The organism is Sphingobium herbicidovorans (genome assembly GCF_002080435.1).
Lineage (GTDB): Bacteria > Pseudomonadota > Alphaproteobacteria > Sphingomonadales > Sphingomonadaceae > Sphingobium > Sphingobium herbicidovorans.
The window spans coordinates 26580-42416 of record NZ_CP020538.1 but is presented as its reverse complement, the minus strand read 5'-3'; the positions used below and the strand labels follow the sequence as shown (position 1 = coordinate 42416).

General features: G+C 64.4%; 14 protein-coding genes and 1 tRNA gene. 11 read left to right on the top strand and 4 right to left on the bottom strand.

Features of this window, described 5'->3' with window-relative positions:
• Position 1 precedes the first annotated feature (1 nt).
• Complete coding sequence (locus B6S01_RS00245; RefSeq protein ID WP_037466602.1) at positions 2–1663, bottom strand: MFS transporter; 1662 nt, start codon at positions 1661–1663, stop codon at positions 2–4.
• Positions 1664–1838: 175 nt separating this feature from the next.
• Here B6S01_RS00245 and B6S01_RS00240 point away from each other — a divergent pair, with 175 nt between their 5' ends.
• From B6S01_RS00240 to pgl, 5 genes are all read left to right on the top strand, one after another.
• Complete coding sequence (locus tag B6S01_RS00240; RefSeq protein ID WP_037466601.1) at positions 1839–3047, top strand: acetyl-CoA C-acetyltransferase; 1209 nt, start codon at positions 1839–1841, stop codon at positions 3045–3047.
• Positions 3048–3145: 98 nt separating this feature from the next.
• Positions 3146–5320, top strand: a complete 2175-nt coding sequence (locus B6S01_RS00235; protein ID WP_037466599.1) for a 3-hydroxyacyl-CoA dehydrogenase NAD-binding domain-containing protein — start codon at positions 3146–3148, stop codon at positions 5318–5320.
• Between the two features lie 264 nt (positions 5321–5584).
• Positions 5585–6589 (top strand): UDP-glucose 4-epimerase GalE, encoded by a 1005-nt coding sequence (gene galE, locus B6S01_RS00230; RefSeq protein ID WP_037466596.1) that lies wholly within the window; start codon positions 5585–5587, stop codon positions 6587–6589.
• The gene (locus B6S01_RS00225; protein WP_037466594.1) at positions 6586–7059 is read left to right on the top strand and encodes a YbaK/EbsC family protein; all 474 of its coding nucleotides are present in this window, start codon (positions 6586–6588) and stop codon (positions 7057–7059) included. Before galE ends, B6S01_RS00225 begins: the two co-directional genes overlap by 4 nt.
• Positions 7060–7064: 5 nt before the next feature.
• Positions 7065–7754, top strand: a complete 690-nt coding sequence (pgl, locus tag B6S01_RS00220; protein ID WP_037466592.1) for a 6-phosphogluconolactonase — start codon at positions 7065–7067, stop codon at positions 7752–7754.
• A gap of 6 nt (positions 7755–7760) precedes the next feature.
• Here the strand turns inward: pgl and B6S01_RS00215 are convergent, their stop codons facing one another.
• Positions 7761–8024: a hypothetical protein gene (locus B6S01_RS00215; RefSeq protein ID WP_037466845.1), complete on the bottom strand. Its 264-nt coding sequence runs from the start codon at positions 8022–8024 to the stop codon at positions 7761–7763.
• A 56-nt stretch (positions 8025–8080) separates the two neighbouring features.
• Between B6S01_RS00215 and B6S01_RS00210 the strand changes: the two genes are divergently transcribed.
• Positions 8081–9220 carry an aminotransferase class I/II-fold pyridoxal phosphate-dependent enzyme gene (locus B6S01_RS00210; protein WP_037466589.1) on the top strand — a complete coding sequence of 380 codons (1140 nt, stop codon included), beginning with the start codon at positions 8081–8083 and terminating at the stop codon, positions 9218–9220.
• Between the two features lie 191 nt (positions 9221–9411).
• Here B6S01_RS00210 and B6S01_RS00205 read toward each other — a convergent pair.
• Positions 9412–9496, bottom strand: a tRNA-Leu gene (locus tag B6S01_RS00205).
• 196 nt (positions 9497–9692) lie between these two features.
• On the opposite strand from B6S01_RS00205, the gene zwf reads away from it, so the two are divergent.
• The 5 genes from zwf to B6S01_RS00180 all read left to right on the top strand — a co-directional run bounded on the left by zwf (position 9693) and on the right by B6S01_RS00180 (position 15221).
• Positions 9693–11156: a glucose-6-phosphate dehydrogenase gene (gene zwf / locus B6S01_RS00200; RefSeq protein ID WP_037466586.1), complete on the top strand. Its 1464-nt coding sequence runs from the start codon at positions 9693–9695 to the stop codon at positions 11154–11156.
• Complete coding sequence (gene edd / locus B6S01_RS00195; RefSeq protein ID WP_037466583.1) at positions 11149–12975, top strand: phosphogluconate dehydratase; 1827 nt, start codon at positions 11149–11151, stop codon at positions 12973–12975. The genes zwf and edd overlap by 8 nt, the downstream gene beginning before the upstream one ends.
• Positions 12976–13085: 110 nt before the next feature.
• Entirely contained in the window at positions 13086–14051 is a 966-nt protein-coding gene (glk, locus tag B6S01_RS00190) for a glucokinase (RefSeq protein WP_037466581.1), read from the top strand.
• Complete coding sequence (gene eda, locus B6S01_RS00185; protein WP_037466578.1) at positions 14051–14668, top strand: bifunctional 4-hydroxy-2-oxoglutarate aldolase/2-dehydro-3-deoxy-phosphogluconate aldolase; 618 nt, start codon at positions 14051–14053, stop codon at positions 14666–14668. The genes glk and eda overlap by 1 nt, the downstream gene beginning before the upstream one ends.
• Before the next feature lie 40 nt (positions 14669–14708).
• Positions 14709–15221 carry a hypothetical protein gene (locus B6S01_RS00180; RefSeq protein WP_037466576.1) on the top strand — a complete coding sequence of 171 codons (513 nt, stop codon included), beginning with the start codon at positions 14709–14711 and terminating at the stop codon, positions 15219–15221.
• A gap of 25 nt (positions 15222–15246) precedes the next feature.
• Here the strand turns inward: B6S01_RS00180 and B6S01_RS00175 are convergent, their stop codons facing one another.
• A complete protein-coding gene (locus tag B6S01_RS00175) occupies positions 15247–15837 on the bottom strand; it encodes a gamma carbonic anhydrase family protein (RefSeq protein WP_037466843.1) in 591 nt (196 codons plus the stop codon).

The following is a 15837-nucleotide window of genomic DNA, read 5'->3' as shown; positions in this document are numbered from 1 at the left end:
TTCAGCTGGACCGGGTGGGGTCAGTCATCGGGTCGCCCATTTCGCGCACGTCGGGCATCCGCCCGATCGGCAGCGATCCGGTCTGCCGTTCCAGCATGCGATGCACCACCGGCGGATCGGACCCGTGATGCAATGCTGCAAGAGCATCCCAATTCGCCAGATCGGCTATCGTTCGGCGGCTGTTATGCCGGACATAGTCCAGCCAGGTCGAAACATGATAACGCTCGATCCACAGTTCCGGGTCGGCCAGGTCGCGGAGCAGCGACCAGCCATGCGCGCCGTCGCGCCGCCGGATGCGCCGCCGCTCGCTCATCGCGGCGAGGAAGGGCACCACTGAACCCGATGGAATGCGATATTCTATCGTGACGACCACAGGGCCGCTGCGCGGCTCGATCGGGACGGCGGTTTGCGGTTCCTGCCAGCGATTGAGCAGGTCCAGATTTTCGTCTCCCGTCTCGGAAAGCGGACGAAGCAGCCCAATTGCAGCCGCCGCGATCTGCGTCCCTGCGGCAATATGAAGCGAGGTTGCGACGCCGTAATGCTCCGCCAGCCAGCCGAACAGCCAGGCGCCGAGCGCCATGCCGCCGAACGTCATCATCTGGTACAGCGCCACCGCACGGGCGAGCACCCAGCGCGGGGCCGACATCTGGACCGAGACGTTGAATGTCGAAAGCGCGATCACCCATCCCGCCCCGCACAGCATCAAGCCCGCAAGGGCCACGGCCAGCCACCCCGTCGAGGCGGCGATGGCTGTGCCAAGCGCAAGGGCGAGCGCGGCGGAACGCACGATTGTCTCAATCGAGTAGCGCTGCCTCAACCTGCCCGACGAAAGCGCGCCAAGCACCGCGCCGATGCCGAATGCCCCGCTGAGCAGGCCGAAGGTGAGCGCATCGCCCCCCAATATGTCCCGCGCTACCAGCGGCATGAGGGCTGACACCGCGCTCGCCCCGATACCGAAGGCCGCGCCGCGAAGCAGGACCAGCTGGATCTTGGGCGACATGGAGACGTAGCGCAGACCGGCGCGCATCGCGACCCCCAGCCGCTCGCGGGGCAACAGTTGCGGCGCGCGCTCCGGTCTCCAGCGCAGCAGCACGATGGAAAGGCCGATATAGCTGAGGGCGTTGGTCAGGAAGGCTGCAGCGGCGCCTGCGGCTGCGACGATGACGCCGCCCAGCGCCGGGCCGACGCTGCGCGCCAGGTTGAAGCCCATGCTGTTGAGAGCGACGGCGCTGGGCAACTGGGATCGCGACACCATGTCGCCGACCGACGCTTGCCAGGCCGGGAGGTTGATGGCGGTTGCGCAGCCGACGAGGAAGGTGAACGCCAGAAGCGACCAGGGCGTCAGCAGTCCTTCCCATGCGAACAGCGCGAGGAGAGCGGATACCACCAGCATGAAGAGCTGGCAGGCGAGCATGACCAGCCGCCGGTCGATATTATCGGCGACTGCGCCCGCCCAGAGCGAGAGCAGCATGATCGGGAGGGTCGTGGAGGCTGGAACCAGCGCGACCAGTTGCGGCGAGGCGGAAAGCGACGTCATCATCCACGCCGCGCCAACAGACTGGATCAGGCCGCCGAAATTGGACGCGAGGCTGGCGAACCATACCGCGCGGAAGATGGGGATGGCGAAAGGCGACTGCGCTGGAGGAGAATCGGCCTCTGACACTGAAAATGCATGAACCCCAAATCGATCCGAGCGTCAAACCCGCTGGAACCGCGATGGGTCCGCAAAGGGGCGAATGCAAGAATGAGGTGGCGGGTTGAACGCGTTTTCGGAAGGGCTTGCACTTTACGTAAACGTAAATACATTTGCGACGCCAGCGGAGAGGAATGAGAAAGCGATGGAAGTCTTTATCTATGATGCCGTCAGGACGCCGCGCGGGCGCGGCAAGCCGGACGGGTCGCTGCACGAAATCACGCCGATACAGCTGGCGACGCAGGTGCTGGAGGCGGTACGGGACCGCAGCGACATCGACACGGCGGATGTGGACGATGTGATCCTGGGATGCGTCACCCCCATCGGCGAACAGGGCGGCGACATCGCCCGCGCGGCTGTGCTGAACGCCGACTACGCCCAGACGGTGCCGGGCGTGCAGATCAACCGTTTCTGCGCGTCGGGACTGGAAGCGGTGAACATGGCGGCGGCCAAAATCTATTCCGGTGAGGCGGGCCTGGCGATCGGCGGCGGGGTCGAATCGATGAGCCGGGTGCCGATGTCATCGGACGGCGGCGCGATCGCAATGGACCCGGCGGTCGCCTACAAGACCTATTTCGCGCCACAGGGTATCGGCGCCGATGTAATCGCGACCAAGTTCGGGATCAGCCGCGACGACGCCGACGCCTATGCCGTGGAAAGCCAGCGGCGGGCCAAGGCGGCCTGGGACGAGGGACGCTTTGCAAGGTCGATCGTGCCGGTGCGCGATGTGATCGGCCAGGTCGCGCTGGACCATGACGAACATATGCGGCCCGACGCCACGATGCAGTCGCTCGCCGCACTGAAGCCGAGCTTTGCTGCGCTGGGCGAGGACATGCCGGGCTTCGATGCGGTCGCGCTGCTGAAATATCCCGAGCTGGAGCGGATCAACCATGTCCATCATGCCGGAAACAGCTCCGGCATCGTCGATGGCGCGGCGGCGGTGCTGGTCGGCAACAAGGAGATGGGCGAGAAATATGGCCTGAAGCCGCGCGCCCGGATCAAGGCGATGGCGTCTATCGGGTCGGAACCTCTGATCATGCTGACCGGACCTGAGTTCGTCGCGGGCAAGCTGCTCAACCGGGCCGGCATGAGCAGCCACGACATCGACCTGTGGGAGCTGAACGAGGCCTTTGCGAGCGTCGTGCTGCGCTACATGCAGGCGATGGACCTCGACCACGACAAGATAAACGTCAATGGCGGCGCGATCGCCATGGGCCATCCGCTGGGCGCGACCGGGGCGATGGTGCTGGGAACGGCGCTGGATGAGCTGGAGCGGTCCGGCAAGGGCACGGCGCTCATCAACCTGTGCGTGGGCGCGGGCATGGGCACCGGGATCATCATCGAGCGAATCTGAGAGAACAAACTCCGTTCGGGCTGGGCTTGTCGAAGCCCGGCGCAAACGCCCTTCGACAGGCTCAGGGCGAACGGAGGTAAGAGCCGGGAGACAGGATTATGCAGACCATCAGCTTCGACATTGACGGCGACGGCATCGCCTTGCTGACCATTGATGTGCCGGGCCAGTCGATGAACGTCATCGGGCCGGAATTCCTGACCGATCTGGACGCCGCGATCACGCGGATTTCGGCGGAGGAAGGGATCAAGGGCGCGGTCATTGCGTCGGGCAAGGACAGCGGCTTCATGGCGGGCATGGACCTCAAATATTTCGGGTCGATGCTGGTGAGCGGCGCGGGAAAGCGCCCTGCCCCGGCCGAGATTTTCGGCAAGGTTTTCGTCCTTAATCAGCTGTTTCGGCGGCTGGAGACATGTGGAAAGCCGGTGGCCTGTGCGATCGAGGGCACATGCGTAGGCGGCGGGTTTGAGCTGGCGCTGGCGTGTCATCGGCGGGTGGTGGGCGACAACAGCAAGACGCAACTGGGCCTGCCCGAGATATTGATCGGCCTGTTTCCCGGCGGCGGCGGATCGCAGCGCCTGCCGCGCATCATGGGTGTGCAGGCCGCGCTGCTTTACATGTTGCAGGGCAAGCTGTTCCGGCCCGCCGAGGCCGCGATGCTGAAGGTCGTGGATGAGGTGGCGCCGCAGGGGACCGCCGTTCAGAAGGCGAAGGAATGGGTGAAGGCCAATCCTTCCGCCAGCAGCCAGCCATGGGACGTCAAGGGCTTCAAAATCCCCGGCGGCGCTGGTCAGTTCAACCCCGGCTTTGTGCAGACGATGGTCGGCGCCATGCCCATGACGCTGAAGCAGACGCAGCGGAACATGAACGCGCCGGTTGCGCTGCTGTCGGCGGTCTATGAAGGGGCGATGCTGCCGTTCGACCGGGCCATACAGGTCGAGAGCAAATATTTCGCCAAGGTGGCGGCGGACCCACAGGCCGCGAACATGATCCGCAGCCTGTTCGTCAACAAGAACGCCGCCGAGCGCGGCGCGCGGCGGCCCAAGGATCAGCCCAAGGCTCCGACGAAGAAGCTGGCCATGTTGGGCGCGGGCATGATGGGTGCTGGTATCGCCACCGTGGCGGCGCAGGCGGGCATGGAGGTCGTGCTGTTCGACCGTGACCTGGCCTATGCGGAAAAGGGCAAGGCGCATGTCGAAGAACAGCTGAAGAAGCGGCTGGGCAAAGGCATGACGCCTGAGAAAATGGCGGAGACGCTGGCGCGGGTGACGCCGACCACGGATTTCGCGGCGCTCGCCGGGGCGGACTTCGTGATCGAGGCGGTATTCGAGGATGTCGCGATCAAGGCCGAGGTGACGAAAAAGGTGGAGGAAGTGCTGGGCCCCGATGTGATCTTCGGGTCCAATACATCCACCCTGCCGATCACCAAGCTGGCCAAGGCATGGAGCAAGCCGGAGAATTTCATCGGCATTCATTTCTTTTCCCCGGTCGAAAAGATGCCTCTGGTCGAGATCATTCTGGGCAAGGAAACCGGCCCGGCGGCTATCGCCAAGGCGATGGATTTCGTCGCCCAGATCAAAAAGACGCCCATCGTCGTCAATGACTCGCGCGGTTTCTATACGTCGCGCTGCTTTGCGACCTATGTGCAGGAAGGCGTCGAGATGGTCGCCGAGGGGATCAACCCGGCGCTCATCGAAAATGCCGGGCGGCAATTGGGCATGCCGGTCGGGCCGCTGGCCGTGGGCGACGAGGTGTCCATCGAACTGGGACACAAGATCGTTCTGGCGGCGCAGAAGGAACTGGGCGACGCCTATGTCGCGCAGCCTTCCGACGCGGTGATGGCGCGGATGGTGGAGCTGGGGCGGCTGGGGCGCAAGAATGGCAAGGGATGGTACGACTATCCCGAGGGCGGCAAAAAGCATCTGTGGCCGGGATTGAACGACATGTTTCCGCGCGCGGCCATTCAGCCCGATGTCGAGGAGGTGAAGGAACGGCTGCTCTACCGGCAACTGGTGGAATGCGCGCGCTGCTATGAGGAAGGCGTGCTGGAGACGGTGGAGGATGGCGACCTGGGCGCGATCTTCGGCTGGGGCTTTGCGCCCTGGACCGGCGGGCCGTTCAGCCACATGGACACGGTCGGCATCGGTCATGTGGTGGCGGTGCTGGAGCGGCTGGCCGCGCGGCACGGGGACCGCTTTGCCCCTACGGTGCAGTTGCAGGACATGGCGGCGAGCGGGACGACCTTTTATGGTGAAGAGGTGAAGGCCGCAGCTTGAGGTTGGGTTGCCTGGCTGGGGGTTGGGAGTGGCCTTCGACAGGCTCAGCCCGAACGGTGGTTGGGGGCCAGAACCGCGGTTTGGGGGAGACGAACGGAGGTTTGAAAGGTCGGTTGGGCGTGGTTTATCCCGGACATTTTGTGCTGGTTCGCATGATATCGGGCGTGTGAACCGCCCTGCCTTGCACCGCAGCATCTATGGGCTGTCAATCGGGATCACAGTTGGTTAGGTCTCGCCCGACATTTTCGGGAGACTTCACTTCTTATGAGCGAAAAGCCCACGGTTCTGGTGACAGGCGGCGCCGGTTATATTGGCAGCCATGCGGTGCTAGCTTTGCGCGACGCGGGTTATGGCGTCGTGGTGATCGACAATCTGGTGACGGGTTTCCGCTGGGCGATCCCCGATGATGTGGCTTTTGTGCAGGGCGATATTTCCGACCAGCCGCTGGTGCAGAAGGCGCTGCGTGACCATGACGTGAAGGCGGTGATGCACTTCGCCGGATCGGTCGTGGTGCCGGAATCGGTCGAAAATCCGCTGAAATATTATCATAACAACAGCGCCAAGACGCGCGACCTGATCGAAAGCGTCGTTCGGCAAGGCGTGCCGCATTTCATCTTTTCCTCGACAGCGGCGACATACGGCATCCCGGAGGAAAGCCCGGTCAAGGAAACGACGCCGCAGCGGCCCATCAATCCCTATGGCATGTCGAAGCTGATGACCGAATATATGCTGCGCGACGTCAGCGCGGCGCATGCGATGAATTTCTGCGCGCTGCGTTATTTCAACGTGGCCGGGGCCGATCCGGCGGGACGGACGGGCCAATCGACGGCGGGCGCGACGCATTTGATCAAGGTTGCGGTAGAAGCGGCGCTGGGCAAGCGTGAGGCGGTTTCGGTGTTCGGGACCGACTTCGACACGCCCGATGGCACCGGGGTACGCGACTATATCCATGTCACCGATCTGGCGGCGGCGCATGTGCTGGCGCTGGAGGCGTTGATGGCGAAGCCCGAGCAGAATTATCTGCTCAACTGCGGCTATGGGCGCGGTTTTTCCGTGCTGGAGGTGCTGGATGCGGTGGATCGGGTGACGAACCTGAAGATCGACCGGCGGATGGAGGGGCGGCGCGCGGGCGATCCGGATGCGCTGATTTCCGACAATCGCGCGATCATGGCCGAATTTCCGTGGAAGCCGCAATATGCCGATCTCGACCAGATCGTGACACATGCCCTGGCGTGGGAGCGCAAGCTGACCGAGATTCGCCCCGAATGAGCGAGGAGTCGGTTCGCGCCTTCTTTTCCACGCATGCGCCCGATGTCGCCATCATCGACCAGGGAGTGAGTACCGCCACGGTCAACGAAGCGGCGGAGGCCTTGGGCGTCGTTCCGGCGCGAATCGCCAAGACATTGTCGCTGCGGGTGGGGGACGAAGCGGCGCTGGTCGTCGCGCGAGGTGACGCGCGGCTTCATAATGGCAAGGCGAAGGCCGCGCTGGGGGCAAAGCCGCGCATGCTGGGACTGGAGGAGGTCGAGGGTCTGACCGGCCATCCGGTGGGCGGCGTATGCCCGTTCGGGCTTGCCTCCCCCCTGCCCGTCTATTGCGATATATCCTTGCGGGATTTCGAGACTGTTTTTCCGGCCGCCGGATCGCGGACGGCTTCGGTGGAGATGACGCCTGCGCGGCTGGCGGAACTGACCGGGGCGCGGTGGGTCGATATCTGCACCCTAGTTGAAGAGAATTGAGCGACATGCCTACTGAACATCTTTTCATCGACGGCGCGCTGGCGGCGGCGGACATGGCGCGGCGGATCACCGTGGTTCTGGGCGACGCCATCGCCGCGCGAGGCGTGGCGACCATCGCCCTGTCCGGCGGGCGGTCGCCCCGGCCCGTGCTGGAGGCGCTGTCGGACGCGGCGCTGGATTGGGAGAAGGTGGTCGTCACGCTGGTCGATGAGCGCTGGGTGGCTCCGGATCATGCGGACAGCAATGAGCGGTTGGTGCGCGAGACGTTGCTGCGCGGCGAGGCTGCAAGGGCGCGGTTCGTGCCGATGAAGAATGGGGCTGCCGATGCTTATGCGGGGCAGGCGGCGTGTGAGGCGGGTTTTGCGGCGCTCCCATGGCCGCTCGACATCGTCTTGCTGGGCATGGGGGAAGATGGTCATACCGCGTCGCTATTTCCGCAGGCTAAGGAGTTGGCGGAAGGGCTTTCCACCAGCGCGCTGACGCTGACGGTGACGCCGCCCGCCGCGCCGCACCAGCGCATGTCGCTGAGCGCGCATGCGATATTGAAGAGCCGGCATATCTTCCTGCAAATCGGCGGGGCGGCGAAGAAGGCGGTGTATGATCGCGCGCTGGCTGGCGGGCCGGTCAAGGAGCTGCCGATCCGTGTGGCGCTGTGCCAGCATCAGGTGTCGGTGGAGGTGTGGATTTCCGAGTGAGGCGCGTCAGTCGCGCGGCTTGTGCTTGGAGATGAGGTAGCGCCAGACGCCGACCATGTTGATGAACAGCAGCGCGATATTTTGATAGCCGATGCCTTCGCTGTCCTCCTGAAAGAAGCCCCAGCCTATCAGCGCCAGCGACGAGGTGACGAACAGGACGAACGCCCAGCCCGTGATGCGGCGGCCGAGATTGAGGGAGACGATGAGAGCGGCGACCGTCGCGGCTCCGGCGCCATAATATTGGAGGGCGTCGAGGATGGTTTCGTTCACAGGGATGCTCAACGCCGCGATTGTGACAAGGTTGCAGGGCGGGTAATAGGCGCGGCATGATTGCCCAGATCGATCCTTTCCACGCCATCGCCATCGGCGTTGAAGCGCACCGGCTGGAGGCGCAGGGGCGATCCATCCTGCACATGGAATTCGGGCAGCCTTCGACCGGCGCGCCGAGCGCCGCCATCGCCGAGGCGCATCGGATATTGGACAGCGACCCGATGGGCTATTGGGAAAGCCCTGCGCTGAAAGAACGGATCGCGCGGCTCTATGCCGATCGCCATGGCGTGGCGGTGAAGCCCGAACAGATATTGCTGACCTGCGGCGCGTCGCCAGGGCTGGTTCTGGCGCTCAGTTGCCTGTTCGCGCCGGGCGCGCGGGTGGCGACGGCGCGGCCGGGCTATGTGGCGTATCGCAATACGCTGAAGGCCCTGTATCTCGAGCCGGTGGAGGTCGATTGCGGGCCAGCCGAACGCTACCAGATCAGCGCGGCGGCGCTGGAGGCGATGGAACCAGCTCCAGACGGCGTCATAATCGCAAGCCCGGCCAATCCTACAGGAACGATCATACCAGCGGACGAACTGGCGCGAATCGCGCAAGTCTGCGCCCGGCGCGGCATAAGGATCGTGTCGGACGAGATCTATCATGGCCTGTCCTATGGCGAACCGGCCCATTCCATGCTGGAGTTCGCGCCCGATGCCGTGGTCGTGAACAGCTTTTCCAAATATTTCTCCATGGCGGGCTGGCGGTTGGGATGGGTGCTGTTTCCCCCGGCGCTGATCGACGCGGCGCGGGCGCGGATGGGAAATTTGTTCCTGACGCCCCCGTCCCTCGCTCAACATGCTGGGTTAAAGGCGTTCGACTGCGTCGATGAGCTGGACGGGCATGTCGCCACCTATCGGCGCAACCGCGAGCTGCTGCTGGCGGCGCTGCCAGCGCTCGGCCTCAAGGAAATCGCGCCGCCCGACGGGGCCTTCTACATCTATGCCGATGTCGGGCATTTGACGGATGACAGCCTGTCCTTCTGCCAGAAGCTGCTGGAGGAGACGGGGGTGGCGACCGCTCCGGGGATCGATTTCGACCCGGTCGATGGGCGGCGGCACATCCGCATCAGCTTTGCCGTATCGACAGACCGCGTCGAGGAAGCGATCAGGCGGCTGATCCCCTGGTTCAAGGCACAACCCGCGAAGAAATAGCGCCCCGCGCGAACCCATCCATTTCGGACTATCTGATCCAAAATGGATGAAAGGGCGATCATTAACTAGAATTGTCATGATTGCGCGTTAGGAGACGTACCGCGACCCGAGGCTTTTACTTTGTAAAAGCTCACCTGGCCCGGTGGCGTCATGCTGCCGGGCCATTTTTACATCAATCGATCAAAGGGATATGGTGCGGGCGGTCGGAATCGAACCGACACTCCTTTCGGAACCGGATTTTGAGTCCGGCGCGTCTACCAGTTTCACCACGCCCGCGTGCATGGTTGCTGGCGCCAAATGGCAAAATCAGCCGCCAGCGTCCAGACAAAAATCAGCGAGGCCGCCCCAGATTATTTTCAGGCGGTTGCGGCGGGCCGCCAGCGCGGATAGCGTGCTTGCGTAACGAAACTCACCCGCTATAGGACCGTTTCGTGCAGACCTGACCTATCCTCAAAACGGAAAAGGGCATCCTTTGACCGATCCGTCTGCCACATTCCTGCTATTCGGTGCGACCGGCGATCTGGCGCATCGCATGATTTTCCCCTCGCTCTACAATCTACTGGCCGACGGCCTGCTGCCTGAAGACTTCATGATCGTCGCATCGGGCCGTACCGAGATGGACGACGAAGCCTTTCGCGCCGACATCGACAAGGCTTTGCAGAAGTTCCTCGGCGCCGACCGTTATGACGCGGACGTCGCCACGCGGTTGAGGGCGATTATCTTTTACCAGCCCGTGGAAGCGGGCAATGCGGCGCAGTTCAGGAAATTGGCCAAGCGGCTGGATGGCCGCGCGGAAAGAGGCCTGTCGGTCTATCTGTCGACACCCCCTTCCCTGTTCGCGCCCACGGCGCAGGGTCTGGCCGAGGCGGGGTTGATCACGCCAACGACGCGCATCGCCATGGAAAAGCCGATCGGCAAGGATCTTGCCTCTTCCAAGGAGGTGAACAACGGCATCGGCGCGCTGTTCGACGAAAGCCAGATATTCCGTGTCGATCACTATCTGGGCAAGGAAACGGTGCAAAACCTGCTCGCCCTGCGGTTCGGCAATGTGATGTTCGAGCCGCTTTGGAACGCGACCGCGATCGACCATGTCCAGATCACCGTGGGCGAGACGGTCGGCCTGGAAGGGCGCGTTTCCTATTATGACGGCGTGGGCGCGCTGCGCGACATGGTGCAGAACCATGTGTTGCAGATCTTGTCGATCATCGCGATGGAACCGCCCGCCCGCATGGATCCGACCGCCGTGCGCGATGAAAAGGTGAAAGCACTGCGCTCGCTTCGACCGTTGACGGCCGAGACGGTCAAGGCCAACAGCGTTCGCGGCCAATATACGCCGGGCGCGGTCGGCGGGGAGATCGTCACCGGCTATGCCGACGAACTGGGCAAGCCTTCGGATACGGAAACCTTCGTCGCGCTGAAGGCCCATATCGACAATTGGCGCTGGCAAGGCGTGCCCTTCTACCTGCGGACCGGCAAGCGGATGCCCGCGCGCCAGTCGGAAATCCAGATTCAGTTCAAGCCCGTGCGGCATTCGATATTCGGTCGCGACGGCCATGGGTCGGGGCTGGAGCCCAACACCCTCATCATCCGGTTGCAGCCGGAAGAATTCATCCAGCTGCTGATCATGAGCAAGAGGCCGGGGCTGGAACGCGACGTGCGGCTGGAGGAAGTGACCCTGGACGTGTCGCTGACCGCCGCATTTGCCGGGCAGCGCCGCCGCATCGCCTATGAAAGGCTGATCCTGGACCTGCTCGCGGGCGACCAGACGCTGTTCGTGCGCCGCGACGAGGTTGAGGCGCAGTGGACGTGGATCGATTCGATCATCGATGGGTGGAAAGAGGCGGGAATAAAGCCTTCACCCTATGCGGCGGGGAACTGGGGACCGTCCTCAGCCATTGCCTTGATTGAACGAGACGGAGCGAGCTGGCATGACTGATCTTCATCCGGTGATCGCCAAGGTCACCGAGCGCATTGTGAAGCGTAGCGCCCCGCGCCGCCGCCAATATCTCGACCTGATCGAGCGCGGGCGCGATGCGGGCACAAATCGCACGCAGTTGAGTTGCGGGAACCTGGCCCACGCCTTTGCCGCGAGCGGCGAGGACAAGCCAGCCATCCGCACCGGCAGCGCGATGAACATCGGCATCGTCACCGCCTATAACGACATGCTGTCGGCGCATCAGCCCTATGGCCGCTATCCCGAAGCGATCAAGATTGCCGCGCGCGAAGTGGGCGCGACGGCGCAGGTCGCGGGCGGCGTGCCCGCCATGTGCGACGGCGTGACGCAGGGCCAGGCGGGCATGGACCTGTCGCTATTTTCCCGCGACACGATCGCGCTGTCGACCGCCGTGGCGCTGAGCCACGCGATGTTCGAGGGCGCGGCGCTGCTGGGCATATGCGACAAGATTGTGCCGGGCCTGTTGATCGGCGCGCTGCGCTTCGGGCATCTGCCCACCATCCTGATCCCCGCCGGACCGATGCCGTCGGGCCTCCCCAACAAGGAAAAGGTGCGGATCAGGCAGCTTTATGCCGAGGGGAAGGTCGGCAAGGAGGAGCTGCTGGAATCGGAAAGCGCCAGCTATCATGGCGCGGGCACCTGCACATTCTACGGCACGGCCAACAGCAACCAGATGATGATGGAAGTGATGGGCCTGCACATGCCCTGCGCGTCCTTCGTCAATCCGGGCACGAAGCTGCGCAGCGAACTGACGCGGGCGGCGGTGCATCGGCTGGCGGCCATCGGCTGGGACGGCGACGATTACAGGCCGCTGGGCCATTGCATTGACGAAAAGGCGATCGTCAACGCGATCATCGGCCTGATGGCGACGGGCGGATCGACCAACCATGCGATCCATGTTCCGGCCATTGCGCGGGCGGCGGGCATCCATGTGGACTGGACCGACTTTGCCGAGATTTCCGATGTCGTGCCGCTGCTGGCGCGGGTCTATCCCAATGGCGCGGGCGACGTGAACCATTTTCACGCGGCGGGCGGCATGTCGGTCGTGATCCGGGAATTGCTGGACAATGGCCTGCTGCACAGGGACATACTGACGGTCGCGCGGGAAGGGCTGACCGATTACGGCAAGGAGCCGGTGCTGGAGGATGAGGCGCTGCAATGGCGTGATGTCCCCGCCTCGCGCGACGAGACGATCCTGCGGCCGGTGTCCAATCCCTTCAGCCCCGATGGCGGCATGCGGTTGCTGGCGGGCAATCTGGGCCGCTGCGTCATGAAGGTGAGCGCGGTGGACAAGGAACGCTGGACCGTCGAAGCGCCCGCCGCGATCTTTCACGATCAGGATGATGTGCTGCGCGCATTCAAGGCGGGCGAGCTGGAACGCGACGTCGTCGTGGTAATGCGGTTCCAGGGACCGCGCGCCAACGGCATGCCCGAACTGCACAAGCTGACCCCGGCGCTGGGCGTGTTGCAGGATCGCGGATTCCGCGTCGCGCTGCTGACGGACGGGCGCATGTCGGGCGCTTCGGGCAAGGTGCCAGCGGCAATTCATCTTTCGCCCGAGGCATTGGGCGGCGGTCCCATCGCGAAGCTGCGCGACGGCGACATGGTGCGTGTTTGCGCGCAGGAAGGACTGGTCGAGGCTCTGGTCGATGCGGCGGAATGGGACGCGCGGGACATGCCGGTCCCGCCGCCCTCGCCCTATGACACGGGCCGCGAACTGTTTGCGCTGTTCCGGCGCCATAGCGATCTTGCGGAACAGGGCGCGTCGCCGGTGCTGGCGGCGATGGAAAGCGAGCTTTAATCCCCCACCCGTCATGCCAGCGAAGGCTGGCGTCTCTGGGCGAGAGGGCACGGCCCGGCACCACGAGATCCCGGCTTTCGTCGGGATGACGCCATGAATGGAGAGGTCCCATGACCGACATCATCGCCGCCGACATTGGCGGCACCAACGCACGCTTCGCCCGCGCGAAGCTGAGCGCGCGCAACGTGCCTACGCTGGGCAAGGTGCGCAAATACAAGGTTGCGGACTTCCCCAGCCTGCAAGCCTGCTGGGCGGCGTTCGCCCGGGATGAGGGCGACGACCTGCCCAAGGCGGCGTCGATCGCCTTTGCCACCGCGATCGGGCGCGACGTCATCAAGCTGACCAACAGCAGCTGGACGATCCGGCCAGATACGCTGGACGAGGATCTGGGCCTCACACAGATGCGGCTGGTCAATGATTTCGAGGCGGTCGCCCATGCCGTCGCGCGGCTGCCCCAGGATAACCTGCCGCTGCTGTTCGGCGAGGACCGGCCCTTTCCCGAGGATGGCGGCGTCACGGTGGTGGGGCCGGGCACGGGCCTTGGCGTCGCGATGATTGCCTTCGATGACGGCGAACCGCATGTGATCGCGACCGAGGGCGGACATCTGGACTTCGCGCCGCTCGACCCGCTGGAGGAAAAGATCCTGGCCTATCTGCGCGACAAGTTCCTGCGCGTATCGACCGAGCGGATCGTGTCGGGACCGGGCCTCAACAATATCTACAAGGCGATGGCGACCATCGGCCATGACCGCGTCATGCTGATGGAGGACCCGGAGCTGTGGCAGGCGGCGATCGACGGGACGGACGCGTTCGCGCGCGCGGCGTTTGATCGCTTTTGCATGTGCTATGGTTCGGTCGTCGGCGACCTCGCGCTCGCGCAAGGGCCGCATGCCGTGGTGCTGGCCGGGGGGCTGACGCAGCGGATGCGCGCATTGCTTCCCAACAGCGGTTTTCACCGGCGTTTCAAAGCCAAGGGCCGCTTCGAAAGCCTGATGGCGACCGTCCCCATCCGTCTCGCCGTGCACGAAGAAATCGGGCTTTATGGCGCTGCCGCCGCCTTTCGGGAGAAGAAATAATGTCCTTGAGCGTTGAACAGGTCATGGAACTGGCGCCGGTCATTCCGGTGCTGGTGGTCGACAGGGTCGAGGACGCCCTGCCCCTCGCACAGGCTCTGGTGAAGGGGGGTCTGCCCGCGCTGGAAGTCACGCTGCGCACCCCCGCCGCGCTCGACGTGATCCGTGAAATGGCGAAGGTGGACGGCGCGGTGGTGGGCGCGGGCACGGTGCTGAACCCTTCGCAGCTCGACGCCGCGATGGAAGCGGGCGCGCGCTTCATCGTCAGTCCCGGCCTGACCGAACCACTGGGCAAGGCAGCGGTTGCGGCGCGCATCCCTTTCCTGCCGGGCACGGCGACGGCGGCGGACATCATGCGGGGGCTGGACCTTGGCCTTACCCATTTCAAATTCTTTCCGGCGGAGACATCCGGTGGCCTGCCCGCGTTGAAGGCGCTGGCCGCGCCGCTGCACATGGCGCGCTTTTGCCCCACCGGCGGCATCACGGCGGAAAGCGCGCCGAAATGGCTGGCCGAACCCTTCGTCAAATGCGTCGGCGGCAGCTGGGTCGTGCCCAAAGGGCCAATCGACCCTGCGAAGATCGAGGCGCTGGCTCGGACGGCGGCGGCGTTGCCGCGCTGACGCCATTGCGCGCGGTCCTTTCCCGCCCTAGATCAACGCGATGATCCTGCGTCGGCTGCTCCCCACTTTCGCCCTCTTCCTTTCCGGCTGCGCGGGGACGCTGACGGGCTATCCGTCACTCGCCAAGCGGGCGGTGGAAAATGCGCCGGTGGGCGAGGTTCCCGCCGCGTCGGTAGCGGTGGAGGCCGACCCCGCCGTGCAGGCGCAGGTCGACCGGCTCGCCCGTCAGGCGCAGGCCGGTAACGATGCGTTCGACAAGGCATGGCCTGCGGCGGACCGGACCGCGCGGGCAGCCGCCGGTTCCGCCGTATCGAGCGAAGCGTGGGTGTCCGCGCAACTAGCGATCAGCGCATTGGAGGCGGCGCGTAACGACAGCGTTTCGGCGCTGGCCAGCCTCGACACGCTATATGTCCAGCGCAGCAACGCGCTGGCCGAGGGCAAGGCCGAAGGCACCGTCGATCAGATCGACACGGCGCGAAAAGCGGCCCTCGCCATCGTCGATTCGCAGAACGACCGGCTCGACGCCATCAAGAGTCGGCTGGCGCAGCCCTGACACTTCGGGACGTCACAAGCTGGACCTAAATCGCTGTCCCCTTCAGCGCGCCCTTGTGCGCTTTTGCGTTATGGACGTAGCGGTCCACGCCCTCGCGCATGCCGATGAGCGCTTCGTCGGTCAGGTCACGCATATATTTGGCCGGGCGGCCCGCCCAAAGCTGGCGATGGAGGATGGACTTTCCAGGCGACAGCAACGCCCCGGCCGCCAGCATTGCGTCGCTTTCGATGACGCAGCCATTCATGACGACAGCGCCCAGACCGACAAAGGCGCGGTCCTTCAATTCGCAACCGTGAATCATGGCCATGTGACCGATCAGCACATCATCGCCGATGATGGTGGGCCAGCCTTCCGGGCGGCTGGCATCCGGGCCGTCGCAATGAATGACGCTGCCGTCCTGGATATTCGTCCGCGCGCCGATGCGGATTTTGTTCACGTCGCCGCGAACCACGCAATTATACCAGATGCTGGCGTCCGGCCCGATTTCCACATTGCCGATGATGCGGCAGCCCGGCGCGATAAAGGCGCTGGGATGGATGACCGGAGTCTTGCCCGCGAAGGTCAGGATGGTCGCGCCGGGATGATCTGGCTGGGCAGCGTGCGGGTGATCAGGCAT